Origin of the sequence: Lentzea sp. HUAS12 (assembly GCF_024125735.1) — a bacterium.
GTDB lineage: Bacteria > Actinomycetota > Actinomycetes > Mycobacteriales > Pseudonocardiaceae > Lentzea > Lentzea albida.
The window spans coordinates 2,501-25,417 of the sequence record NZ_CP099738.1; the positions used below are offsets into that span (position 1 = coordinate 2,501).

18 protein-coding genes and 2 rRNA genes (1 of these 20 running past the window's edge) are annotated in these 22,917 nt (G+C 69.0%); 17 read left to right on the forward strand and 3 right to left on the reverse strand.

Going from position 1 to position 22,917, the window contains the following annotated elements:
- From ND450_RS00010 to ND450_RS00025, 4 genes are all read left to right on the forward strand, one after another.
- Positions 1–2,574 (forward strand): 23S ribosomal RNA (locus ND450_RS00010) (it extends 510 nt beyond the left edge of the window).
- A 92-nt stretch (positions 2,575–2,666) separates the two neighbouring features.
- Positions 2,667–2,783 (forward strand): 5S ribosomal RNA (gene rrf / locus ND450_RS00015).
- Positions 2,784–2,901: 118 nt separating this feature from the next.
- The gene (locus ND450_RS00020) at positions 2,902–4,443 is read left to right on the forward strand and encodes a deoxyguanosinetriphosphate triphosphohydrolase family protein (protein WP_089916825.1); all 1,542 of its coding nucleotides are present in this window, start codon (positions 2,902–2,904) and stop codon (positions 4,441–4,443) included.
- Between the two features lie 146 nt (positions 4,444–4,589).
- Positions 4,590–7,382 carry a S8 family serine peptidase gene (locus ND450_RS00025; RefSeq protein WP_253324108.1) on the forward strand — a complete coding sequence of 931 codons (2,793 nt, stop codon included), beginning with the start codon at positions 4,590–4,592 and terminating at the stop codon, positions 7,380–7,382.
- Positions 7,383–7,666: 284 nt separating this feature from the next.
- On the opposite strand, the gene ND450_RS00030 is transcribed toward ND450_RS00025, so the two are convergent.
- Positions 7,667–8,647, reverse strand: a complete 981-nt coding sequence (locus tag ND450_RS00030; protein ID WP_089916823.1) for a helix-turn-helix transcriptional regulator — start codon at positions 8,645–8,647, stop codon at positions 7,667–7,669.
- A gap of 264 nt (positions 8,648–8,911) precedes the next feature.
- Here ND450_RS00030 and ND450_RS00035 point away from each other — a divergent pair, with 264 nt between their 5' ends.
- From ND450_RS00035 to ND450_RS00055, 5 genes are read left to right on the forward strand one after another with little or no spacing between them, the layout of a single operon-like run.
- A complete protein-coding gene (locus ND450_RS00035; protein ID WP_253324109.1) occupies positions 8,912–9,592 on the forward strand; it encodes an acVLRF1 family peptidyl-tRNA hydrolase in 681 nt (226 codons plus the stop codon).
- A 32-nt stretch (positions 9,593–9,624) separates the two neighbouring features.
- A complete protein-coding gene (locus ND450_RS00040; RefSeq protein ID WP_253328167.1) occupies positions 9,625–9,996 on the forward strand; it encodes a hypothetical protein in 372 nt (123 codons plus the stop codon).
- A gap of 10 nt (positions 9,997–10,006) precedes the next feature.
- Positions 10,007–10,510, forward strand: a complete 504-nt coding sequence (locus tag ND450_RS00045) for a SigE family RNA polymerase sigma factor (RefSeq protein WP_256557542.1) — start codon at positions 10,007–10,009, stop codon at positions 10,508–10,510.
- The gene (locus ND450_RS00050) at positions 10,510–10,941 is read left to right on the forward strand and encodes a hypothetical protein (RefSeq protein WP_253324111.1); all 432 of its coding nucleotides are present in this window, start codon (positions 10,510–10,512) and stop codon (positions 10,939–10,941) included. Before ND450_RS00045 ends, ND450_RS00050 begins: the two co-directional genes overlap by 1 nt.
- An 18-nt stretch (positions 10,942–10,959) precedes the next feature.
- A complete protein-coding gene (locus ND450_RS00055; protein WP_253324112.1) occupies positions 10,960–11,436 on the forward strand; it encodes a GNAT family N-acetyltransferase in 477 nt (158 codons plus the stop codon).
- Here ND450_RS00055 and ND450_RS00060 read toward each other — a convergent pair.
- Positions 11,402–12,292 carry an EamA family transporter gene (locus ND450_RS00060; protein ID WP_253324113.1) on the reverse strand — a complete coding sequence of 297 codons (891 nt, stop codon included), beginning with the start codon at positions 12,290–12,292 and terminating at the stop codon, positions 11,402–11,404. The genes ND450_RS00055 and ND450_RS00060 overlap by 35 nt on opposite strands.
- Positions 12,293–12,372: 80 nt before the next feature.
- On the opposite strand from ND450_RS00060, the gene ND450_RS00065 reads away from it, so the two are divergent.
- Entirely contained in the window at positions 12,373–13,248 is an 876-nt protein-coding gene (locus tag ND450_RS00065) for a LysR substrate-binding domain-containing protein (RefSeq protein WP_253327829.1), read from the forward strand.
- On the opposite strand, the gene ND450_RS00070 is transcribed toward ND450_RS00065, so the two are convergent.
- On the reverse strand, positions 13,245–14,009 hold the full coding sequence (locus ND450_RS00070) for an SDR family oxidoreductase (protein WP_253324114.1): 765 nt from the start codon (positions 14,007–14,009) through the stop codon (positions 13,245–13,247). The two genes, ND450_RS00065 and ND450_RS00070, sit on opposite strands and share 4 nt — an antisense overlap.
- A gap of 148 nt (positions 14,010–14,157) precedes the next feature.
- Here ND450_RS00070 and ND450_RS00075 point away from each other — a divergent pair, with 148 nt between their 5' ends.
- The 7 genes from ND450_RS00075 to ND450_RS00105 all read left to right on the forward strand — a co-directional run bounded on the left by ND450_RS00075 (position 14,158) and on the right by ND450_RS00105 (position 22,916).
- Complete coding sequence (locus ND450_RS00075; protein ID WP_089916810.1) at positions 14,158–15,786, forward strand: ABC-F family ATP-binding cassette domain-containing protein; 1,629 nt, start codon at positions 14,158–14,160, stop codon at positions 15,784–15,786.
- Positions 15,787–15,961: 175 nt separating this feature from the next.
- Positions 15,962–16,171 carry a helix-turn-helix domain-containing protein gene (locus tag ND450_RS00080; RefSeq protein ID WP_030473247.1) on the forward strand — a complete coding sequence of 70 codons (210 nt, stop codon included), beginning with the start codon at positions 15,962–15,964 and terminating at the stop codon, positions 16,169–16,171.
- A gap of 59 nt (positions 16,172–16,230) precedes the next feature.
- Positions 16,231–17,043, forward strand: a complete 813-nt coding sequence (locus tag ND450_RS00085; protein ID WP_253324115.1) for an enoyl-CoA hydratase/isomerase family protein — start codon at positions 16,231–16,233, stop codon at positions 17,041–17,043.
- A gap of 93 nt (positions 17,044–17,136) precedes the next feature.
- Positions 17,137–19,023, forward strand: a complete 1,887-nt coding sequence (locus ND450_RS00090) for an ABC transporter ATP-binding protein (RefSeq protein WP_253324116.1) — start codon at positions 17,137–17,139, stop codon at positions 19,021–19,023.
- 463 nt (positions 19,024–19,486) lie between these two features.
- Positions 19,487–21,115 (forward strand): FAD-binding oxidoreductase, encoded by a 1,629-nt coding sequence (locus tag ND450_RS00095; RefSeq protein WP_253324117.1) that lies wholly within the window; start codon positions 19,487–19,489, stop codon positions 21,113–21,115.
- A gap of 26 nt (positions 21,116–21,141) precedes the next feature.
- Positions 21,142–22,293 carry a sensor histidine kinase gene (locus ND450_RS00100; RefSeq protein WP_253324118.1) on the forward strand — a complete coding sequence of 384 codons (1,152 nt, stop codon included), beginning with the start codon at positions 21,142–21,144 and terminating at the stop codon, positions 22,291–22,293.
- Entirely contained in the window at positions 22,290–22,916 is a 627-nt protein-coding gene (locus ND450_RS00105) for a response regulator transcription factor (protein WP_253324119.1), read from the forward strand. Before ND450_RS00100 ends, ND450_RS00105 begins: the two co-directional genes overlap by 4 nt.
- Position 22,917: the final 1 nt, after the last annotated feature.

The following is a 22,917-nucleotide window of genomic DNA, read 5'->3' on the forward strand; positions in this document are numbered from 1 at the left end:
CCTAAATACTCCCTGGTGACCGATAGCGGACTAGTACCGTGAGGGAAAGATGAAAAGTACCCCGGGAGGGGAGTGAAATAGTACCTGAAACCGTGTGCCTACAATCCGTCGGAGCCTTTAGGGGTGACGGCGTGCCTTTTGAAGAATGAGCCTGCGAGTTAGTGCTACGTGGCGAGGTTAACCCGTGTGGGGTAGCCGTAGCGAAAGCGAGTCTGAATAGGGCGTGTGAGTCGCGTGGTCTAGACCCGAAGCGGTGTGATCTAGCCATGGCCAGGGTGAAGCGCGGGTAAGACCGCGTGGAGGCCCGAACCCACCAGGGTTGAAAACCTGGGGGATGAGCTGTGGTTAGGGGTGAAAGGCCAATCAAACACCGTGATAGCTGGTTCTCCCCGAAATGCATTTAGGTGCAGCGTCGTGTGTTTCACCTCGGGGGTAGAGCACTGGATGGTCTAGGGGGCCCACAAGCTTACCGAAATCAACCAAACTCCGAATACCGAGGTGTGAGAGCGCGGCAGTGAGACTGCGGGGGATAAGCTTCGTAGTCGAGAGGGAAACAGCCCAGAACGCCAGCTAAGGTCCCTAAGTGTGTGCTAAGTGGGAAAGGATGTGGGGTCGCACAGACAGCCAGGAGGTTGGCTTAGAAGCAGCCACCCTTTAAAGAGTGCGTAATAGCTCACTGGTCAAGTGGTCCTGCGCCGACAATGTAGCGGGGCTTAAGCACACCACCGAAGCTGTGTCATTTCGAGCTTGACTCGGGATGGGTAGGGGAGCGTCGTGTAGCGGTTGAAGCGGCGGAGTAATCCAGCCGTGGACGCTATGCGAGTGAGAATGCAGGCATGAGTAGCGAAAGACGAGTGAGAAACTCGTCCGCCGGATGACCAAGGGTTCCTGGGCCAGGCTAATCCGCCCAGGGTAAGTCGGGACCTAAGGCGAGGCCGACAGGCGTAGTCGATGGACAACGGGTTGATATTCCCGTACCCGTGTGAACGCGCCCATGATGAACCTTGTGATACTAACCGCCCGAAGCGCTCGGCGATGTCCTTCGGGGCTAGCTGGGTTGTGGAGCGCGGGACCTGAACTTGTAGTAGTCAAGCGATGGGGTGACGCAGGAGGGTAGCTCCGCCAGTGAGTGGTAGTACTGGTGCAAGCGTGTAGGGAGAAGCATAGGCAAATCCGTGCTTCACATATCCTGAGACGTGATGCGTAGCCGATTGAGGCGAAGTAGAGTGATCCCATGCTGCCGAGAAAAGCCTCTAGCGAGCTTTCACGCGGCCCGTACCCCAAACCGACACAGGTGGTCAGGTAGAGAATACCGAGGCGATCGGGCGAACTGTGGTTAAGGAACTCGGCAAAATGCCCCCGTAACTTCGGGAGAAGGGGGGCCGTAGCGCTTGAAGCCTCTTGCAGGCTAGGGCGAGACGGCCGCAGAGACCAGCGAGAAGCGACTGTTTACTAAAAACACAGGTCCATGCGAAGTCGCAAGACGATGTATATGGACTGACGCCTGCCCGGTGCTGGAACGTTAAGGGGACCGGTTAGTCCTTCGGGGCGAAGCTGAGAACTTAAGCGCCAGTAAACGGCGGTGGTAACTATAACCATCCTAAGGTAGCGAAATTCCTTGTCGGGTAAGTTCCGACCTGCACGAATGGCGTAACGACTTCTCGACTGTCTCAACCGCAGGCCCGGCGAAATTGCATTACGAGTAAAGATGCTCGTTACGCGCGGCAGGACGGAAAGACCCCGGGACCTTTACTATAGCTTGGTATTGGTGTTCGATTCGGCTTGTGTAGGATAGGTGGGAGACTGTGAAGCGGCCACGCCAGTGGTTGTGGAGTCATCGTTGAAATACCACTCTGGTCGTATTGGATGTCTAACCTCGGTCCGTGATCCGGATCAGGGACAGTGCCTGGTGGGTAGTTTAACTGGGGCGGTTGCCTCCCAAAGAGTAACGGAGGCGCTCAAAGGTTCCCTCAGCCTGGTTGGCAATCAGGTGTTGAGTGCAAGTGCACAAGGGAGCTTGACTGTGAGACTGACGGGTCGAGCAGGGACGAAAGTCGGAACTAGTGATCCGGCCATGGCTTGTGGAAGCGTGGTCGCTCAACGGATAAAAGGTACCCCGGGGATAACAGGCTGATCTTCCCCAAGAGTCCATATCGACGGGATGGTTTGGCACCTCGATGTCGGCTCGTCGCATCCTGGGGCTGGAGTAGGTCCCAAGGGTTGGGCTGTTCGCCCATTAAAGCGGTACGCGAGCTGGGTTTAGAACGTCGTGAGACAGTTCGGTCCCTATCCGCCGCGCGCGTAGGATACTTGAGGAAGGCTGTCCCTAGTACGAGAGGACCGGGACGGACGGACCGCTGGTGTGCCAGTTGTTCTGCCAAGAGCATTGCTGGTTGGCTACGTTCGGAAGGGATAACCGCTGAAGGCATCTAAGCGGGAAGCTCGTTCCAAGATGAGGTATCCCACCCTTTGTGGGTTAAGGCCCCCAGCTAGACCACTGGGTTGATAGGCCAGAGGTGGAAGACCGGTAACGGTTGGAGCTGACTGGTACTAATAGGCCGAGGACTTGTTACAAAGACGCTACGCATCCACTGTGCGGTTCTGGAAGAACAACCAGGACCGATCGAACCCGCAGGATCGGGGTTCAGGTTGTAATTTCATAGTGTTTCGGTGGTTATAGCGTTGGGGAAACACCCGGTCCCATTCCGAACCCGGTAGTTAAGCCCTTCTGCGCCGATGGTACTGCACTGGTTACGGTGTGGGAGAGTAGGTCGCCGCCGAACTTTCTTCCGAGATACCCCCGTGGGTCGAGCGCCGAGAGCGCTCCCCGCGGGGGCATTTTCGTGTTGTCGCCACGTACACCTTCGAGGAGTTCCGGGCAGCGCGGTATACCGTCTGAGCATGCACAACGAGCAACGCTCCGCCCGTCGGTCGGCCGGCGTGGGCAGGACCGCCGACCTCGCCACGAACCCGTTCCGGGTCGACCGCGACCGGGTCGCGAGCTCGCCGTTCTTCGCGCGGCTCGGCGGGGTCACCCAGGTCGTCAGCTCCACGGGCTCCGGCCTGCTCGTGCACAACCGCCTCACCCACAGCCTCAAGGTCGCCCAGGCGGCCCGTGCCATCGCCGAACGACTCACCGGCCGCCCGGAACTCACCGCGGTGCTGGAGAAGCTCGGAGGCTGTGATCCGGACGTCGTGGAGGCCGCCGCTCTCGCCCACGACCTGGGGCACCCGCCGTTCGGTCACCTGGGGGAGCAGGTGCTCGACAGGCTGGCCCGCCACCGGTTCGGCCTGCCGGACGGGTTCGAGGGCAACGCGCAGTCGTTCCGCATCATCACGACCACGGACGTCCGCGGTCCCAAGGCGCTCGGTCTCGACCTCACGGTCGCGGTGCGGGCGGCGATGCTGAAGTACCCGTGGACGCGTCACCAGCCGCTCGGCCTCGCGGTCGCGCCGCGTGGTGCGGCCGAGCCCGACGACATGCCGGGCACCGGCAGCTCGAAGTTCTCCGCGTACGTCACGGAGATCAACGACCTGCGGCAGGCGCGCGAGCCGTTCGACGGGCGCATCGAGTCGTGGCAGCAGACCGTCGAGGCGAGCGTCATGGACACCGCGGACGACATCGCCTACGCGATCCACGACCTGGAGGACTTCCACCGCGTCGGCGTGCTGCAGCACGCGACCGTCGCCGCCGAGCTCGGGACGTGGCAGGCGCAGGCGCTCGACCTCGCCGCGCTGAGCGACGCCGAGCTGAGCGCCGAGATCCGGATGCCGGGGCGGTCGCTCGAGACGTTGCGCCGGCGCATGCACCTGAAGGACTCGTGGGTGATGAGCGACGAGGCGTTCGCGCTGGCCGTCCGCAAGGTCGGCAAGGAGCTGGTGGACGGACTGCTCGCGGTGCCGTTCGACGGATCCGTGGAGGCCGAACAGGCGGTAGCCGGGTTCAGCGCGCGGTGGACGCGCAGGCTCGTCGACGCGGTCGGCGTGATCGAGGAGCCGACGCCGCGGTCCGGGCACGTGGTGCTGGCGGTCCAGCAGTGGCACGAGGTGCAGGTGTTGAAGTTCGTCCACCGCCGCTTCGTGTTGCTGCGCCCGGATCTGGCGTTGCACCAACGTGGACAGGCGCGTCTGCTCGGCTCCCTGGTGGACGCTTTGGAGCAGTGGGTGACCGACCGGGCGGAGGCGGATCGCTTGCCGCGCAGGCTGCACGACCTCGTCGAGCTGGCCGAAACGGAGTACGCGGCGCTCGCCCGGACGGAGCCGTCCACATTGGTCGGTGCGGCCGGTGATCCGCACGTCGGGCCTGACGTGGTCAGGGGATTGGCTCGCGGGCGCGCGGTGGTGGACTTCGTGGCGTCCCTCACCGACAACCAGGCGGCCGCTCTGCTGGAAGCACTTTCCGGGCGAACCGGTCAGTTGTGGACTGACGCTTTTGTTCTGTGAAGTGTGATTGTGTCTGCTAAGTGAGAAGTAGCCCAATCGGATGCTGACTGTGATCAGGCGGGCACCATACGTTGGCGCCTCGACCGGGAATCTCCGGTCGCAGGCCGCGTGCTCGGGGGCACGCCAACGTTCGGGGGAGAAACCCTGTGCGCCGATCTCGAAGAGGCACGACGTTAGTCACCGCAGGCACCGCAGTTCTTCTGGCCGCACTCACCGCCGTCACGCCGGCGTCCGCGGATCCGGGCAAGGCGTCCAAGACCATCAACGACCGCGCTGCAGCGCAGATCGCCGCGCTGCAGAGCATCAAGAAGTCGCTCACCCCTGCTGAGTCCAAGGTGGACAGCGCTCTCGTCGTGGAGGCGCGCAAGCGCGTCTCGGCCGCCACGACCAGCGCTCTCCCGCAGGTGCAGACCGGCGTCGCCGTGACGCCGAAGGCCACGACGCTCGTGGACATCCGCGCCAAGCAGTACTCCGAGGACCTGGTCAACGCTGTCCGCGCGGCGGGCGGGCAGATTCGGGCGGTCTCCTCCGAGCACCGCACCGTGCGCGCCGAGGTCCCGGTCTCGAAGATCGCCGAGATCGCCGGTCGCTCCGACGTGGCACGCGTCGAGCCCGGCAGCGACGCGATGACGCAGGACGTCAAGAACAAGCGGGACACCAAGGCCCGCAAGCAGGCTCCGTCCAAAGAGGACAAGGCCGCGGAGATCGAGCGCCGCCTGTCGGAGAAGACCCTCTCCGTCCAGGCCGCGAAGGTCGCCGAGAGCGACAAGGCGCACAACGCCGAGGCCGCGCGCGGGTCGTTCCGCGTGACCGGTGTCGGCACGAAGCTCTGCGCGCTGTCGGACGGTGTGAGCTCGCTGGCCGTGTCGCAGGCCTCGGGCGAGCTGCCGGCCGTCGACGTGCTGACGGGTCAGGCGGGCTCCGGTGACGAGGGCACCGCGATGCTCGAGATCCTGCACGACATCGCGCCGAACGCCGAACTCGGCTTCGCCACGGCGTTCAACGGCGACGCGAGCTTCGCGGACAACATCAAGAAGCTGCGCTTCGACCTCGGCTGCGACGTCATCGTCGACGACGTCATCTACTTCAACGAGTCGCCGTTCCAGGACGGCATCATCGCGCGCGCCGTGGACGCGGTCGTCGCCGACGGTGCCCTGTTCTTCTCGAGCGCCGGCAACCAGGGCAACGTCGCCGACGGCACCTCCGGCCACTACGAGGGCCAGTTCGTCGACTCGGGCGTGGGCGTCGGCAAGTTCGCGGGCTCCGCGCACGACTTCAACCCGGACCCGAACCAGAAGCAGCTGTTCAACCCGCTGTCGAACTTCTCGGGCGACACCCCCGTGGTGCTGCACTGGGCCGACCCGCTGGGGCAGTCGGCCAACGACTACGACCTGTACCTGGTCAACGCCCAAGGCAACGTTGTCACCTTCAGCCAGAACAACCAGGACGGCGCCCAGGACCCGTACGAGCGCATCAACACCCCGTCGAGCTCGACGGGCACGCGCCTCGCGGTCGTGCGGTACCGAGGTGAGGACAAGTACTTCGCGTTGTCGCTGTTCGGCGGCCGTTTCGCCGACACCAACGACGGCCTGAAGAAGTACGTCACCCCCGGCACCACGCGCGGCCACTCGGCGGCCAAGGGCGCGATCTCGGTCGCGGCCGCACCCGCCGCGGGCGCGCTGCCGTTCGACCTCGAGCCCGGCGACCCGGCCAACCCGAGCGGCCCGTACCCCGGCGCGTTCACCAGCGCGCAGAAGCCGGAGCGCTTCACCTCCGACGGCCCGCGCAAGACGTTCTTCGCGCCGGACGGCACCCCGCTCGCCGAGACCCGGCAGAAGCCGGACCTCACCGCGGCCGACGGTGTCACCACCTCGGTGCCGGGCTTCGCGCCGTTCTTCGGCACGTCCGCCTCGGCCCCGAACGCCGCCGCGATCGCCGGCCTCATCCTGTCCGGCAACCCGACGCTGACGCCCGCCGAGGTCAAGGAAGCCCTTGTCACCACGGCGATCGACATCGTCGAGTCCGGTGTGGACAACCGCACCGGTGCCGGCATCGTGATGGCCGACCGCGCCCTCGCCTACACGGGCGCCTCGCCGCAGGCACTGGCCCGCGCGCAGAAGCCGACGATCGTCAACGACGCCGACGGAAGCGCTTTCCTCAAGCCCGGCACCACCTCCACGGTAACGCTGCCGGTGGCCAACAACGGTGACGGCTCGGCCGCGTCGACCTCGGTCGTGCTGTCGACGACGTCCGCCGGCGTGACCATCGCGCCGCGGTCCAAGTACTACGGCAACATCGACCCGGGCCAGACCGTCAGCAACACCTACAAGGTGACCGTGCCGGCCTCCGCCGGACTCGGTTCGGCGGTCAAGCTCGACGCCCGCGTGACCTACGCGGGTGCCACGTCGCCCACGACGACCTCGTTCACGCTCCGCGTGGGTGAGCCGTCGCGCGAGTTCAAGACCTTCGCGTACACGGGCGCACCGATCGCCATCCCGGACAACGACCAGACCGGCGTCTCGGTCTCGCTGCCCGTCACGGGCGTCGGCGCCGCGTCGAACCTGAAGTTCTCCGTGGACGGCTCCGCGTGCTCGGCCACCGAGGGCTCGACCACGGTCGGCATCGACCACACGTTCGTCGGCGACCTGGTGGGCACGCTCACCTCCCCGGCGGGCAAGACCGTGACGCTGTTCTCGCGTGCGGGCGGCACCGGCAACAACATCTGCCAGGCCGTCTTCACCGACGACGCCACGCTGCCGTTCTCGGGCGTGTCCAGCGCTCAGGCGCCGTTCACCGGCTCGTGGAAGGCGGGGTCGGCCCTGTCCGGGCTGACGGCGGACCCGGCTGACGGCACCTGGGTGTTCAAGGTGGCCGACGTGGTGGGCACCGACCGCGGTTCGCTGCGTTCGGTGACGCTGAGCGTGGCCGGTTGGGTGTGATGAGCTGAGAGTGGTGGGAGGCCCCCGGCTTGTGGCCGGGGGCCTTTCCTTTGGGGCATCGTGCGGGTCGCGTTGAGTACGTGGTTGCGTGGGCCTTGCCGAGCCGGTGCCGGTCATCGCCGCTTGCTCGGGAGGGCGAGGCAGGGACGCCTCGGCTTCGCCCGGCCCGGCCCGCCTCCGCCTCGCCGTCCCCAGACCTCCGGCCCCCACCTCCCTGACCGCGGACAGCGAAAGGGGCGCCTCCCCGGCCGGGAAGCGCCCCTCACACGTCTGGTGCCACCGCTCTAGCGGTTCGGCCACTCCCAGCGGATGCCGAACACACCCGGCCCGAACCCGAGAGCCACGGCGTGCACGCCGCCGCCCGAGTCCAGGGTGAGGTTGCGGCGGCGGGACGGGGTCTCGTCGCCCGCGGGCACGCTGTACTGCTGCACGCGGGACGGGAGGTTCGTCTCGTCGAAGCGGACCTCGATGACGTACTCGCGGACCGGGAGGCGGAACTTGCGTGCGAACGTGTTGTTGCCCTTGGGGGCGTGGCCCTCGGGGAACACCAGCTGGTATTCCATGATGAGGGTCTCGCCGCGGGTGAGCGGGCGTTCGAACATCATCTCGGCGACCATGATGTTGGCCTCGTGGTCGCGGGCGATGCGGCCCAGGTGGCAGTTGCGCACGTTCGTGATCTCGGGGAGCACGTCGCTCTCCTCGGTCTCGAACACGAGCGCCCACCGGTCGGGGCCGTCCTGCTCGGCGCGCAGGATCTGGCGCACCCACACTGATTTCTGCCCGCCGTCGGCAGAGATCTCGATGCGGTCGTGCTGGCTGATCCGGCCTAGCTTCAGGTCGGACGACGTGTCGACCTTCGAGAGCAGGTTCGCGACCCGCTCGCGGCGCGCCCAGAGGGCGTCGATCGGCATCATCGTCGTCGGGCGGCAGCGGCGGCCTCGCGGGCGAGGCGGTCCGAGCAGCGCCGACAGGCCCGACTGAGGCACGCCCAAGACCGACTCGAGGTGCCGCAGCGCCTCCAGTGACTCAGGTCGTTCAGGCCTTCGCCGTCCTGACTGCCAGTAGCTGAGCGTCGCGACGCTGATGGTCACGCCACGCAGTGCCAACCGGTGCTGGATGCGGTCGAGACTGAGTCGGCTCGCCTTGATCGCCGCCCTCAACGCTTCGGGGAACGGTCCCGTCGTCAAGAGTTGCGTAAGGCTGCCGTGGCCCGTCGAGTCGGTGTCGTCGACGGTCAGTGTTGGTCGACCGGCAGCAGTCGTCATGGTGACTCCCCGCTGTCATAAGATCACGCCCCAGTGACCCTACCCGTCCGTGAACATCGCTGGTCGGAGCCGGATGGAGTCAATGGTTAATCCATACGGTTGATGAGTTCACGCTTTCGAGACTCATCTGTCAAGCGTAGCGAACCCATCGGTAACTTGTTCGTGCGTTCACCGCCCGTGTCTACGTGGTTCTAGTGTGTGCACGGTGACCGAGTCTGGCGTTCCGCGCATCCAGGGCGCTGTTCCCGCGATGTGGGAGTCCGCATGAGCCGGGTCCGGCAGGTTCCCGGTGGGCGGGCGGTCGAGGTCGAGCCGGAGCGGGTCGAGGGCTGGATCCGCAGGTTCGCGGACCGGCACGGCGCCGTCGAGACGCACGTCACAGAGAGCCACGTCGTCGTCTCCGCGGAGGACGGCGCGACCGCAACGTTCCGCACGCGGGGCGGTACCTCTGTAGAAGAGGTAATTGAAATGTTGACCGAGCCCCGCAGGATCGGCTTGGTCCTCGTGCGGCTCGGTGGTCACAGCGTCGGGGTGGCGTTCGGCGGCAGGGTCGAGGTGTCGACGACCGACCGCAAACAGGTCCACGGGCGCATTCGGGCGGGTGGCTGGTCTCAGCAGCGGTTCGCACGGCGGCGGGAGGGGCAGGCCAGGGTCGCGCTCCAGGCCGCGGCGGACGACGTCGCGAGGGTGCTCGTCCCGCGACTCGCCGAACTCGACGGCGTGGTGCTCGGCGGCGACTGGCAGGCGCTCGACGTCCTGCGCAACGACCGCAGGCTCTCCGGCGTCTTCTCCCTGGCGGAGGACCGCGTCCTCGACGTGCCCGAACCACGGCGTTCGGTGCTCGACGAGGCCGCGGAACGGGCCCGGTGCGTCGAGATCGTGATCCAGGACACAGCGGCAACCGGACGCGGGCCCGGCCACATGGATACGGGTGAGGGCGCCTGATCCTGGCGCCACCGATCCTGCTGGAGCTGCAAGTGCGCAAACGAATGGTGATCGTGGCCGGAGCGGTCGCGCTGGGTGCCGTCGGCATCGCGGTGCCCGCCCTCGCGCTGAGCGGTGGCGGCGAGACCGCGCCCCTGCCCACGAACTCGGCTCCGCAGCCGCCCACCCCGATCGCGACGACGCCGCCTGCCCCGGTGCCGTTGACGTCGCCGCCCGCGACCACGCCGCCGGCCTCGCAGCCGCCCACTCCCTCCACGTCGCGGCCGCCGGTCGCGACGACGCCCCCGGCCAACCACCCGATCCAGACCTCGCCCCCGGTCCCGACGACGGCCCCGGTCCCGGCACCACCCGTGAACACGAAGACCCCGACGACGTCGCCGGTCGCCACGACGCCGGCACGGTGAGGAGCCACCGCTGAACTGGGAGGCTGAGTTCACCGACTGCTTCGACCGGTGCGCCGACTCGATGCGCTTCACGGCGTTCCTGCTGTGCGGCAACTGGCACGAGGCGGAGGACCTCATGCAGTCGGCGTTCTTGAAGCTGTACCTGGCCGGTCCGAAACTCGCGGACCGGTCGGGGCTCGAGCCGTACCTGCGCCAGATCGTCGTGCGGACGTTCCTCGCCGAACGCCGCAAGGTGCGGTGGCGCAGGGAGAAGCTGACCGACGCGCCCCCAGAGGGCCTGTCCTCCGTCCCCGGGGCGGAGGACAGGCTCGTCGTGTGGCAGGCGCTCAACTCGGTCGCCGCACGGCAGCGCGCGGTCCTCGTGCTGCGCTTTTGGCACGATCTGAGCGTCGAGGACGCGGCGGCGGCGCTGAACTGCTCGACGGGCACGGTGAAGTCGCAGACCAGCAAGGGCCTGGAGTCGTTGCGGCGCAGGCTGGGACCGGAGTTCGACCATCTGAGGCTGGAGGTGTGATGGTCCGCGAGGACGACCTGAGGGCGGCTTTCTCCGCTCTGCACCAGGAAGAGGCGCCGCCGCGTGCCGTCACGGCCGCCGACCTGATCTCGCGCGGCGAGAAGGTGCGGACCCGGCGGCGCGCGATCGCCGTCGTGGGGAGCGGGCTGGCGACCGTGGTGGTCGTGGCGGTGGCACTCGCCGTGCTGCCGGGGCAGGCCCCGGTGGAACCCGCGACACCCGGACCGTCGCCGGCCACCACCTCGCCGGTGTCGTCGGACCCCTCGCCGCCGGAGTCCACCGCGCCGACGCCGGCGACGTCCGCGCCGGTGAGCACCTCGCCGTCCGGCGAACCCCCGAAGTCGGCGCCGTCGAACACGACACCGGTGGCCGTCACGAACAACCCGACGTCGTCCGCGGGACAGCCGATCGCGCCCGCGACGTCGCGCTGAACGGCACAATCGGGGGCCATGAGCGCTCAGATCCGCCTGGTCGAGATCACCGAGACGAACCGCGACGCCGTGGTCGCCCTGCGCGTGCACCCCTCGCAGGAGCGGTTCGTGGCGTCCGTCGAGAGGTCCTTCCGGGACGCGCGGGAGAACCCCGAGGCGAAACCGTGGTTCCGCGCGGTCTGCGACGGCGACACGCCGGTCGGGTTCGTGATGCTGTGCTGGGACCTCGTGCCGCGACCGGGCCTGCTCGGGCCGTTCTTCCTGTGGCGGCTGCTCGTGGACGCCGAGCACCAGGGACGCGGCTACGGCAGGGCGATCCTGAACGAGGTCGTGGCGCTGCTGCGGGCCGAAGGGGCGACCGAACTGCTCACGAGCTGCGTGCCGGGGGAGGGCTCGCCCGAACCGTTCTACCGCGGGTACGGGTTCGTGCCCACCGGGGAGACCGACGAGGACGGCGAGGTCATCCTGCGGCTGGAGCTCGGTTCGCGACCGTGAGCGGTGAGGGCCGCTGGCTCGCCAGGATCGCGGCGAGGGCGAGCGCGAAACCGGTGAGCTGCGTGAGGTCCAGCGTCTGACCGAGCACCACGACACCGAGCAGCGCGGCGACCATCGGGGACAGCAGGCCGAGCATCGACACGGACGCGACCGGCAGCGTGGTGATCGCGCGGAACCACAGGACGTAGGCGAGCAGACCGCCGACACCGCCGAGCCACAGGTAGCCGACCACGGCGGTGGGGCCGATGGCGGGCGGTGCGCCCTCGACCAGGAACGTGACGGGGACCAGGAACAGCCCACCCGCCGTGAGCTGCCAGCCCGCGAACGCCGTCGGGCCCACACCGGCCGGCCTGCCCCACTTCTTCGTCAGCGTCACGCCGAGCGCCATGGTCGCGGCACCGCCCAGCCCCGCCAGCACACCGACGAGGTCGAAGCCCGCCGCCGGGCCGAGCACCACGAGCCCGACCCCCAGCACCCCCACGACGCCCCAGGCGAGCCGCCACGCGGACGGGTTCTCCTTGAGCACCCCGACCGCCAGCAACGCCACCACGAGCGGCTGGGCGGCGCCCAGGGTGGCCGCGACACCGCCCGGCAGGCGCTCGGCGGCGATGAACAGGAACGGGAAGAACAGGCCGATGTTGAGCACGCCCAGCGCGGCCGCCTTGGCCCACCAGGTGCCCCGCGGCAGCGTTCTGGTGAGCGCCAGCGCGACCAGGCCCGCGGGCAATGCGCGCAGCAGGCCCGCGAACAGCGGGTGGCCCGCCGGCAGCAGCTCGGTCGTGACCACGTAGGTCGAGCCCCAGACCACCGGTGCGAACGCCGCGAGCGCGGTGCGGGAGAGGTCGGTGTTTCTCACGTCCTCCAGTGTTCGGCGGCCCGATCAATGAGTCCAACACATGCTTTTCATCCAATCCATCGTGATTCAAGATGGGTGGAGTGGAGCTCCAGCAGATGCGGTACGTCGTCGCCGTCGCCGAGACCGGCAGTTTCACCAAGGCGGCGCGGCAGTGCCTGGTCGTGCAGTCGGCGTTGAGCCACCAGATCGCCCGCCTCGAACGGTCCCTGGGCGCGCGCCTGTTCGACCGCACGAGCCGCAGCGTGCGGCTGACCCAGGCCGGAGCGGCGTTCCTGCCGGCCGCGCGCCAGTGCCTCGACTTCGCGGAACGGGCGGCGGCCGAGGTCGCCGCGGCGGTGGGGGAGGTGCGCGGGCGGGTCGTCGTCGGCGTGATCCCGACCGTCGCCGCCGTGGACCTGCCCGCCGCGCTGAAGGTGTTCCGCGAACGGTATCCGCAGGTCAGGGTCGCGTTGAAGATGCTGTCGAGCCTCGACATGGTGAAGCAGGTGCGCGACGGCGCCCTCGACCTCGCGTTCCTCGGGCTGCCGCTCGGCGCGCGGCCGGAAGGCGTGCGGGGCAGGGAGCTGGCGCGCGACGAGCACGTCGCCGTCCTGGCGCCCTCGCACCCGCTCGCGCGGCGGCCCGAGCTGACGCTGGAGGAGCTGGCGGGCGAGATGTTCGCGGACTTCCCGGCGCGGACGCCGGGGCGGGTGCAGGCCGACCAGGCCTTCGAGAAGGCCGGGCTGCGCCGCGAGGTGGCGTTCGAGGTGACGACCGCGGAACTGATGGCCGGGCTGATCCGGGAGGAGCTCGCGGTGGCGGTGCTGCCGTCGCGGTACACACCGCAGCTCAGCGGGGTGGTGACCGTGCCGGTCGTGGACGGGCCTTCGCGCGTCGAGCACCTGGTGTGGAGCGCGGCCGGGCTGACCCCGGCCACGGCCGCGTTCCTCGACGTGCTGGGCGTGGAGCCGGACTAACCGGCGGTGCCGGTCGACAGCAGGCCGCCGTCCACCCGCACCGTCTCACCCGTGATCCACGAAGCGCCGTCCGAGCAGAGGAACGCCACGAGAGAGGCGACGTCCTCAGGCGTGCCGAGGCGCTTCATCGGGTACTGCTGCGCGGCCTCCTCCTCGCGGCCCACGTACAGCGCCTCCGCGAACTTCGTCTTCACCACGGCGGGCGCGACGGCGTTCACGCGCACCTTCGGGCCGAGCTGCCACGCGAGTTCCTCGGTGAGGCGGATCAACGCCGCCTTCGACGCGCCGTACGCGCCGATCACGCCCGTGGACCGGATGCCGCCGATGGACGCCAGGTTCACGACCGCGCCGCCGTGCTCGCCCATCCACGCCTTCCACGCGAGCTGGATGAACCCGAGCGTCGCCACCACGTTGACGTCGAAGATCTTCCGCACGGCATTCAGGTCCGCGTCCATCAGGAAGCCGAACTGCGGGTTGATGCCCGTGTTGTTCACGAGCACGTCGAGGCTGCCGAACTCCTCGACGGTGCGCGCGACGACCTCCTCGCGGGACGCCTCGTCGCCCGCGTTGCCCTGGACGGGGAGCACGCGGCCGCCCGTGTCGGCCTCCAGCCGCTTCGCCGCCTCGGTGAGCTGGTCGGCCTTGCGGCCCGTGATCGTGACAGACGCGCCGCGGGACAGGAGCTCGCGTGCGATGCCGTAGCCGATGCCGCGGGACGCGCCGGTGACCAGGGCGGCCCTGCCCGAGAAGTCTTCGCTCATGCCGCGCAATCTATGCGTCCCGCCACAGGTGGGAAATTCGATGGTCGTGATCCCGTAGAATGGTTCCCGTGATCCTCCTGGAGTAGGCCGACCCGGACGTGCCATCCCTTGTCATGCCCGGCTTTTTCGCAGCTACCCGGAGTTTCTCTTGATCACCGCAACTGACATGGAGTTGCGCGCGGGCTCACGCATTCTCGTGAGCGGCGCCAACCTGCGCGTCCAGCCCGGCGACCGCATCGGCCTCGTGGGCCGCAACGGCGCCGGCAAGACCACCTCCCTGCGCGTCCTCGCGGGCGAGGGCCAGCCCTACGGCGGCTCCGTCACGCGCAAGGGCGAGCTCGGCTACCTGCCGCAGGACCCGCGCGAGGGCGACCTGTCGGTCATCGCCAAGGACCGGGTGCTGTCGGCGCGCGGCCTCGACCAGCTGCTCCGCGACATGGAGAAGGCCCAGTCGAAGATGTCCGAGCTGGTCGACCCCGACGAGCTCGACAAGGCCGTCACCCGGTACGGCAAGCTCGAGGAGCGCTTCGCCGGGCTCGGCGGGTACGCCGCGGAGTCCGAGGCCGCGCGCATCTGCTCCAACCTCGGCCTGCCGGACCGCGTTCTCGCGCAGCCGCTGAGCACGCTGTCCGGTGGTCAGCGCCGCCGCGTGGAGCTGGCGCGCATCCTGTTCGCCGCGTCCGAGGCGGGCATCGGCGCGAAGTCGAGCACGATCCTGCTGATCGACGAGCCCACGAACCACCTCGACGCCGACTCGATCACGTGGCTGCGCGGCTTCCTCAAGTCGCACGACGGCGGCCTCGTGGTGATCTCCCACGACGTCGAGCTGCTCGACGACGTCGTGAACAAGGTGTGGTTCCTCGACGCCATTCGCGGCGAGGTCGACATCTACAACCTCGGCTGGAAGAAGTACCTCGAAGCCCGTGCGACGGACGAGAAGCGCCGTCGCCGTGAGCGCGCCAACGCCGAGAAGAAGGCCGGCGCGCTGATGACGCAGGCCGCCAAGATGGGCGCGAAGGCCACGAAGGCCGTTGCGGCGCAGAACATGGCGAAGCGCGCGCAGAAGCTGCTCGACGGTCTCGACGACGTGCGCCAGAGCGACAAGGTCGCGAAGATCAGCTTCCCGGCGCCCGCGCCGTGCGGCAAGACCCCTTTGATGGCAGAGGGTCTGAGCAAGTCCTACGGCTCGCTGGAGATCTTCACCGGCGTGGACCTGGCCATCGACAAGGGTTCCCGCGTCGTCGTGCTCGGTTTCAACGGCGCCGGCAAGACGACGCTGCTGCGGTTGCTGGGCGGCGGCGAGAAGATGGACGCGGGCAAGGTCGTGCCCGGTCACGGCCTGAAGATCGGCTACTTCGCGCAGGAGCACGAGACGCTCGACCACAACGCGTCGGTGTGGGAGAACATCCGCCACATGGCGCCGGACGAGCAGGAGCAGCGGCTGCGGTCGTTGCTCGGCACGTTCCTCTTCACCGGTGAGCAGCTCGACCAGCCCGCGGGCACGTTGTCCGGTGGCGAGAAGACGCGACTGGCGCTCGCCGGTCTGGTGTCGTCGGCGGCGAACGTGCTGCTGCTCGACGAGCCGACCAACAACCTGGACCCGGCTTCGCGCGAGCAGGTCCTCGACGCGCTGCGGCGCTACGAGGGCGCTGTCGTCCTCGTGACGCACGACCCCGGAGCCGTCGAGGCGCTGGAGCCGGAGCGGGTCATCCTGCTGCCCGACGGCACCGAGGACCACTGGTCGGAGGACTACCTCGACCTCGTCCAGCTGGCGTGATCTCCACCCCTCAAAGGGTTACCGAGCGCGTTCTGTGATCAACTGAGTGTGATCGAATCGACCGTTCGGCGATCTCTTTGCTTGATCACCTGGCGTTCTGCCGGTTCCTGTTCGATCATTGCGACGACAGGGGCCGTCAAAACGGCCCACCTGCTCGTACGGAAGGCGGGACAAGGTGGCTGACCTGAAGAAGGGTGCCCGGATCACCGGCGCCACGCGGGACAAGCTGGCCGCTGACCTGAAGAAGAAGTACGAAAAGGGCGCGAGCATCCGGGCTTTGGCCGAGAGCACCGGGCGTTCCTACGGCTTCGTGCACCGGGTTCTTTCGGAATCCGGGGTCACGCTGCGCGGTCGCGGTGGCGCCACCCGGACGAAGAAGAAGTAGCCCGAACCCAGACTGCTACTCTCCGGTAACTAGCTTCTAGTCCGCCGGAGGTAACGATCATGCCAGTGCCTTCCATCGACGCTGGCGTGCTCGAGCGCGGTGGCGTTCGGCTCGCGATTGCCGGGCCGCGCGCGACCATCACGCTCGATCGTCCCGACGTGCTCAACGCGCAGACGCCGGCCACGTGGCAGGCGTTGCGGCACATCGGCGAACAGCTGGACCCGGACGTCCGCGTCGTGGTCGTCCGGGGGTCTGGCCGCGCCTTCTCGGCGGGGCTGGACCGGCGCATGTTCACCGGTGAACCCGTCGACGGCGAGCCCGGCGGTCTCGGTGCGCTCCTGGCGCTGTCTCCCGAGGAGGCGGACGCCCGGATCGCGTCGTACCAGGCCGGGTTCACCTGGCTGCGCGACCCCGCACGCGTGACGATCGCCGCCGTGCAAGGGCATGCCATCGGCGCGGGTTTCCAGTTGGCGCTGGCGTGCGACTTCCGCGTGCTCGCCGAGGACGCGCAGTTCTGCATGGCCGAGACCGGGCTGGGCCTCGTGCCCGACCTCGGCGGCACGCTGCCGTTGGTGCGTCTCGTGGGGTATTCGCGTGCGGCCGAGATGTGCGTGACCTCCCGCCGGGTGCCGGCGGAGGAGTCGCTGCGGATCGGCCTCGCGAACTACGTCGTGCCCGGTGAGGGGCTCGACGACGCCGTCGACTCGGTGGTCGCCGCCGTGCTGAAGCCTGCCGCGGGGGCCGTCTCCGAGACGCTCGCGCTGATCGCGGCCGCCGCCGAGGCGCCGATGGCGGACGCGCAGCTCGCCCTGGAGCGCGCCGCCCAGTTGCGCCGGCTGCAGTCGTTCGCGGCTCTGTCCGCTCAAAGCTGAACCCGGTCGGCTTCCCAGCCGCTCTCGACGGAATTGTCAGACCGCTGTGCTGTTCTTATCAGCGTGGACGGTTACAGCTCTTGGCGATTCATGATGGGGGTCACCTCGGACGCACCCGACAAGGTGCGCCGCGGGACCTTCCGGCGCGTGCTGGCCTTCGCCCGGCCACATCGGGCGAAGCTGTTCGTGTTCCTCCTGCTGACGGTCATCTCGTCGGTCCTCGCGGTGTCGACGCCGCTGCTGGCCGGCCGGGTGGTCGACGCGATCGTCGGCGGCGCCGTCCCGTCCGTGGTGGTGTGGCTGGCGGTGGCCATCGCCGCGATCGCCGTGGTCGACGCCGGCCTGGGCGTGGTCGAGCGCTGGCAGTCGACGCGCATCGGTGAAGGCCTGATCTACGACCTGCGTCGTGCCGTGTTCGGGCACGTGCAGAAGATGCCCGTCGCGTTCTTCACGCGCACCCGCACCGGTGCGCTCGTCTCACGCCTGAACAACGACGTGATCGGCGCCCAGCGCGCGTTCACGTCCACGCTGTCCGGCTTCGTCACGAACATCATCCAGCTCGCGCTGTCACTGGGCGTCATGTTCACGCTGTCGTGGCAGGTCACCGCGCTGGCCCTGGTCCTGCTCCCCGTCTTCGTGCTGCCCGCCAAGCGGATGGGGCGCCGGATGGCGGACATGCAGCGCGAGGCCTCCGCCCTGAACGCGTCGATGGTCACGCAGTCGACCGAGCGCTTCTCGGCGCCGGGTGCGACGCTGGTGAAGCTCTTCGGCCGTCCCGCCCGCGAGGAGCAGGAGTTCTCGGAGAAGGCCGCGAAGGTCCGCGACATCGGCATCCGGACCGCGATGGCCACCCGCTGGTTCATGACGGGCCTGACGCTGGTGTCGGCGCTCGCGCAGGCCCTGGTCTACGGCCTGGGCGGCTACCTGGCGCTGACCGGCCACCTGGCGGCGGGCGCCGTCGTGTCACTCGCGCTCCTGCTGACCCGCCTGTACGCCCCGCTGACGGCGCTGGCGAACGCGCGCGTCGACCTGATGACCGCGCTCGTGTCGTTCGAGCGCGTCTTCGAGGTGCTCGACCTCGACCCGATGATCAAAGAGAAGCCGGACGCCCGCCCCATGCCCGCGGGCCCCGTCTCGGTGGAGTTCGCCGACGTCCGGTTCGCTTACCCGTCCGCGGACAAGGTGTCGCTCGCCTCGCTGGAGTCGGTGGCCACTTTGGACACCCGCGGTGGCGAGGAAGTGCTGCACGGCATCAGCTTCAAGGCCGAGGCCGGCCAGCTGGTGGCGCTGGTCGGCTCGTCGGGCGCCGGCAAGTCGACCCTCGCCTCGCTCGTGCCGCGCCTCTACGACGTCGACTCCGGCGCGGTGCTCCTGTCCGGTGTGGACGTCCGCGACCTGTCGTTCGACGCCCTCCGGTCCTCCGTCGGCGTGGTCACCCAGGACGGGCACCTCTTCCACGACACCATCCGCGCCAACCTGGAGTACGCGGCTCCGGGAGCGAGCGACGACGAGTTGTGGGACGCGCTGCGCCGGGCGAGGCTCCTGGAACTGGTGACGTCGCTGCCGGACCAGCTCGACACGGTGGTCGGCGAGCGCGGCTACCGGCTGTCCGGCGGCGAGCGGCAGAGGCTCACCATCGCGCGACTGTTGCTGGCCAAGCCCCGGGTGGTGATCCTCGACGAGGCCACGGCACACCTGGACTCGGAATCCGAGGCGGCCGTCCAGGAGGCACTGACCGAGGCGCTGCAGGGGCGGACCTCGTTGGTGATCGCGCACAGGTTGTCGACCATCCGGGCCGCCGACCAGATCCTGGTGCTGGAGCACGGCGAGATCGTGGAGCGCGGAACGCACGCCGAGCTGATGGCCGCGGAGGGGCGGTACGCGGACCTGTACAACACGCAGTTCGCCGAGCCGCCTGTGGTGGGGGTCGTGCCCACGCCGAAGTTCAGTGCGCGGGTGGAGGTGTCGCGGGGGCGTTGACGGCGTTGGTCGTGGTGGGTGGGCGCGTTCGTGTCTGACCTCGGGCCTGTGGCGGGGTGCCGCGGCCGCCAGAGAAGGCCGGGCTGAACGGCTCGGCCACGCCTCGCGCCTCGCTTCGGCTCACGCCACGCACGCGCACCGCCACGCCACGCGCTGCGCTCCGCCACGCGCTGCTCCTGTTCCGCCTCGTGCCGCGCCGCGCTTGCCACCGTTCTGCGCGTGGCGCCTCGCCACGCATCGCGTTCCCGCCGCGTGGCGCCTCGCCACGCATCGCGTTCCCGCCGCGTGGTGCCGTGCCGCGCGCTGTGCCTGTCCACCTTGCGCCCTGCCGCGCTCTGCCCCGCCTCGCGTGCCGTCCCGGACGCATTTCCCCAAACCCGCTCCGCCCCGGCCCTGCGCCGGTGGAGGCGACCCAGCCGATCGGTTGGTCCGGCTCTCAGCCTCCCGGCCGGACCATCGGCTGATGCCTCCGGCAATCCCGACCCGCAACGGTGAGCACACCAACGCGGAAAGGAACGAGATGAGCGACTCCGGGGGCGGCCTCGTCAGCAGGCGGGCACTGATCGCTGGTGCCGGTGCGGCGGCCGGGTTGGCCGTCACAGGGCGTGCGGCGGCCGCAGGTGAGGCCGCGGTGCGGATCCCGCCGCACGACGTCCGGTACGAAAACCTCCTGCGGGGCAACAACTTCCGGTTCGCCGGGCGCCCCGACGAGATTCGGGTCGCGGGGTCGGCCGAGCAGGTCGTGCGTGCCGTGGACGACGCGGTGAGGGGTGGGCGGCGGCTCGCTGTGCGCAGTGGCGGGCACTGTTTCGAGAACCTGACGGCGTCCGCTGAGGTCCGGACGCTTCTCGACCTGTCCGGGATGGACGAGGTCGGCTTCGACGCCGGGAAGAAGGCCTTCGTGGTGGGGCCCGGGGCGACGTTGGGGCAGGTGTACAGGGGGCTTTGTGCCGGGTGGGGTGTCACGATCCCCGGTGGCGGGTGTCCTGAGGTGGGGGCCGGTGGGCACATCGCGGGTGGTGGGTACGGCCCGTTGTCGCGGCGGTACGGGGCTGTGGTGGACCACCTCCACGGCGTTGAGGTCGTCGTGGTCGGGAAGGACGGGCGGGCTCGGGTCGTGGTCGCCACCCGGGAGGAGGGGGATCCGCACCGGGACCTGTGGTGGGCGCACACCGGGGGTGGCGGCGGGAACTTCGGGGTGGTGACGAAGTACTGGTTGCGGTCGCCGGGCAGGAACGCCTTGTTGCCGGCCATGCCGCGGACCATGCTGCAGCACGTCGTGTTCTGGGACTGGGGGCAGCTCACCGAGGAGAAGCTCGGCAGGCTGCTGCGCAACTTCGGGACGTGGCACGAGCGCAACAGTGCGCCGGGGGCTCCGGAGACCGGGCTGTACGGGGTGCTCGAGGTCAAGCACGCGGCCGGTGGTGTGGTGATGCTGTCCGTGCAGGCGGACGCGGACCTGCCGGACGTCGAGGCGATGGTGACGGACTTCGCCGCCGTGGTCGGTGAGGGGCTCACGCCGGTGTTCGAGCTGCGGAAGACGGTGCCGTGGCTGCACAAGATGACGTGGCCCGGCACGGGTGAACCCGGTGACGTGCTCACGCGACGGTACAAGATCAAGGCCGGGTACCTGCGCCGGGCGTTCACGGTGGAGCAGTGCGGTGCCTTGTGGCGCAACCTCACCGGGCCCGAGGGGGCGCAGGGGAGTGTGTTGCTCATCGGGTACGGGGGTCAGGCGAACGCGTTGGCGCCGCACGAGACCGCGATCGCGAATCGGGACGTCGTGATGAAGGCGGTCTATCAGGCGGTGTGGAGCGAGGAGCAGGAGGACGCGGCGAACCTCGCTTGGGTGCGTGCGCTCTATCGGGACGTGTACGCCGCCACGGGTGGTGTGCCGGTGCCCAACGAGGTCAACGACGGCTCGTACATCAACTACGCCGACGCCGACCTCGCCGACCCGGCCTGGAACACGTCGGGGGTGTCCGCGCAGCGCCTCTACTACCAGGACAACTACCCGCGACTGCAGCGGATCAAGGCGAAGTACGACCCGCACAACGTGTTCAGGCACGCCCTGTCGATCCAACCTGGCTAGGCTCTCGCACCGGGGGAGGAACGCCGATGAGCATTCCGGGAGCGCGGTGGCCGTACGTCTTGTTGGTGCTGCTGGCCGCCGCAACCTTTCTCGACCAACGGCCGGAGCCCGCCGAACTGGTGCTGTGTGCGTGCACGGCGGTGTGGCTCGCAGTGGGCTCCACGACGAAGGTCGCGCCGCCGTGGGTGTTCGCTGTCGGGCTGACAGTGCTGACAGGGGCGTTGGTGGTGCTGAACCCGTTGTTCGGGTTCCTCACCCCGGTGCCGTACTACTACACGTTCCGCACGGTCGCCTTCCCGTGGCAACCGGTCGGAGTGGCGGCGGTCGCGGCGGTGGCGGGCACGGCCCAGTCGTACGCGATCGACAAGTCCACGGCCGGAGGTGTCGCCATTTGGGTCGCCGTCATGGCCGGCAACGCCGTGCCGATGGTCGCGTACGCCTTCGTCGCGCGCCGGGCCGAGCAGCAGGAAGCGGAACGGGAACAGGCGCTCGCCCAGGCCCGTGAGGCGAACCGGCGGCTCGCGGAGTCGTTGGCGGAGAACGAGGTTCTCCAGCAGCAGCTCGTGGTGCGAGCCCGCGAGGCCGGTGTGCGCGACGAACGCCAGCGGATGGCCCGCGAGATCCACGACACGCTCGCGCAGGGGCTGACCGGCATCATCAGCCAGCTCCGGGCGGCCGACGCGACGACGTGGCCGCGGCACGTCGCCGCCGCCACCGAGCTCGCCAGGGAGAGCCTCGACGAGACGAGGCGGTCCGTGGAGGCACTGCGTCCCGAACCGTTGCGCACCAAGCAGTTGATCGAGGCGTTGCGCGGAGTCGCGGAGAAGTGGTCGGCGCTGCACGACGTCCCGGTGCAGGTCGTCACGACCGGTGAGGCCGGGGTGATCGCGCCGGAGGCCGAGGTCGCCCTGCTGCGGGCCGCCCAGGAGGCGCTGGCGAACGTCGCGAGGCACGCGCGGGCCGGCCGGGTCGGGGTCACGTTGTCCTACCTGGAGAACGAGGTGGCGCTGGACGTGCGCGACGACGGGTGCGGGTTCGAGGAGGCGGCGGCGGACGGGTTCGGGCTCGAGGCGATGAGGCAGCGGATCGAGGCGCTGGCGGGCACGGTGCAGGTCGAGTCGGAGATCGGCGCGGGCACCGGCGTGTCCGCGCGCGTGCCGGTGGAGGCGAGAACGTGATCAAGGTGCTGGTCGTCGACGACCACCCGATCGTCCGGGACGGGCTGCTGAGCATGTTCGCCCAGGACCCCGGCTTCGAGGTGGTCGGGGAGGCGGGGGACGGCGCCGAGGCGGTGCGGCTCGCGAGGGTCCTCGAGCCCGACGTCGTGCTGATGGACCTGCGCATGCCGGGCACCGACGGCCTGGCCGCGACCAGGGAACTGGCGGGCACCACGCAGGTCCTCGTGCTGACCACGTACGACAACGACAACGACGTGGTGTCGGCCATCGAGGCGGGCGCGACCGGCTACCTGCTCAAGGACGCTCCGCGCGACGAGCTCGTGCGCGCGGTCCGGGCCGCCGCGCGGGGTGAGGCCGTGCTGGCGCCCGCCGCGGCGGCGTTGCTGATGAAGCGGGTGCGCACGGAGGCGGCCGCGGTGCTCAGCCCGCGTGAGCTGGAGGTGCTGCGGTTCGTCGCCGGCGGGGCGACGAACCGCGACGTGGCCAAGGGGCTCTTCATCACCGAGGCCACCGTGAAATCGCACCTGCTCAACATCTACGCCAAGCTGGAGGTGGGCGACCGGGCGGCCGCCGTCACCGAGGCGTTCCACCGCGGGCTGATCGTGCCGCGGGAGAACCGTTGAG

What these genes read in the sequence shown, in the direction of transcription:
- ND450_RS00085 (WP_253324115.1), top strand. Translation starts at nt 16,231, where the DNA reads ATGCCAGTGCCTTCCATCGACGCTGGCGTGCTCGAGCGCGGTGGCGTT.
- ND450_RS00050 (WP_253324111.1), top strand. Translation starts at nt 10,510, where the DNA reads ATGGTCCGCGAGGACGACCTGAGGGCGGCTTTCTCCGCTCTGCACCAG.
- ND450_RS00055 (WP_253324112.1), top strand. Translation starts at nt 10,960, where the DNA reads ATGAGCGCTCAGATCCGCCTGGTCGAGATCACCGAGACGAACCGCGAC.
- ND450_RS00070 (WP_253324114.1), bottom strand. Translation starts at nt 14,009, where the DNA reads ATGAGCGAAGACTTCTCGGGCAGGGCCGCCCTGGTCACCGGCGCGTCC.
- ND450_RS00100 (WP_253324118.1), top strand. Translation starts at nt 21,142, where the DNA reads ATGAGCATTCCGGGAGCGCGGTGGCCGTACGTCTTGTTGGTGCTGCTG.
- ND450_RS00020 (WP_089916825.1), top strand. Translation starts at nt 2,902, where the DNA reads ATGCACAACGAGCAACGCTCCGCCCGTCGGTCGGCCGGCGTGGGCAGG.
- ND450_RS00095 (WP_253324117.1), top strand. Translation starts at nt 19,487, where the DNA reads ATGCCTCCGGCAATCCCGACCCGCAACGGTGAGCACACCAACGCGGAA.
- ND450_RS00035 (WP_253324109.1), top strand. Translation starts at nt 8,912, where the DNA reads ATGAGCCGGGTCCGGCAGGTTCCCGGTGGGCGGGCGGTCGAGGTCGAG.
- ND450_RS00090 (WP_253324116.1), top strand. Translation starts at nt 17,137, where the DNA reads ATGGGGGTCACCTCGGACGCACCCGACAAGGTGCGCCGCGGGACCTTC.
- ND450_RS00030 (WP_089916823.1), bottom strand. Translation starts at nt 8,647, where the DNA reads ATGACGACTGCTGCCGGTCGACCAACACTGACCGTCGACGACACCGAC.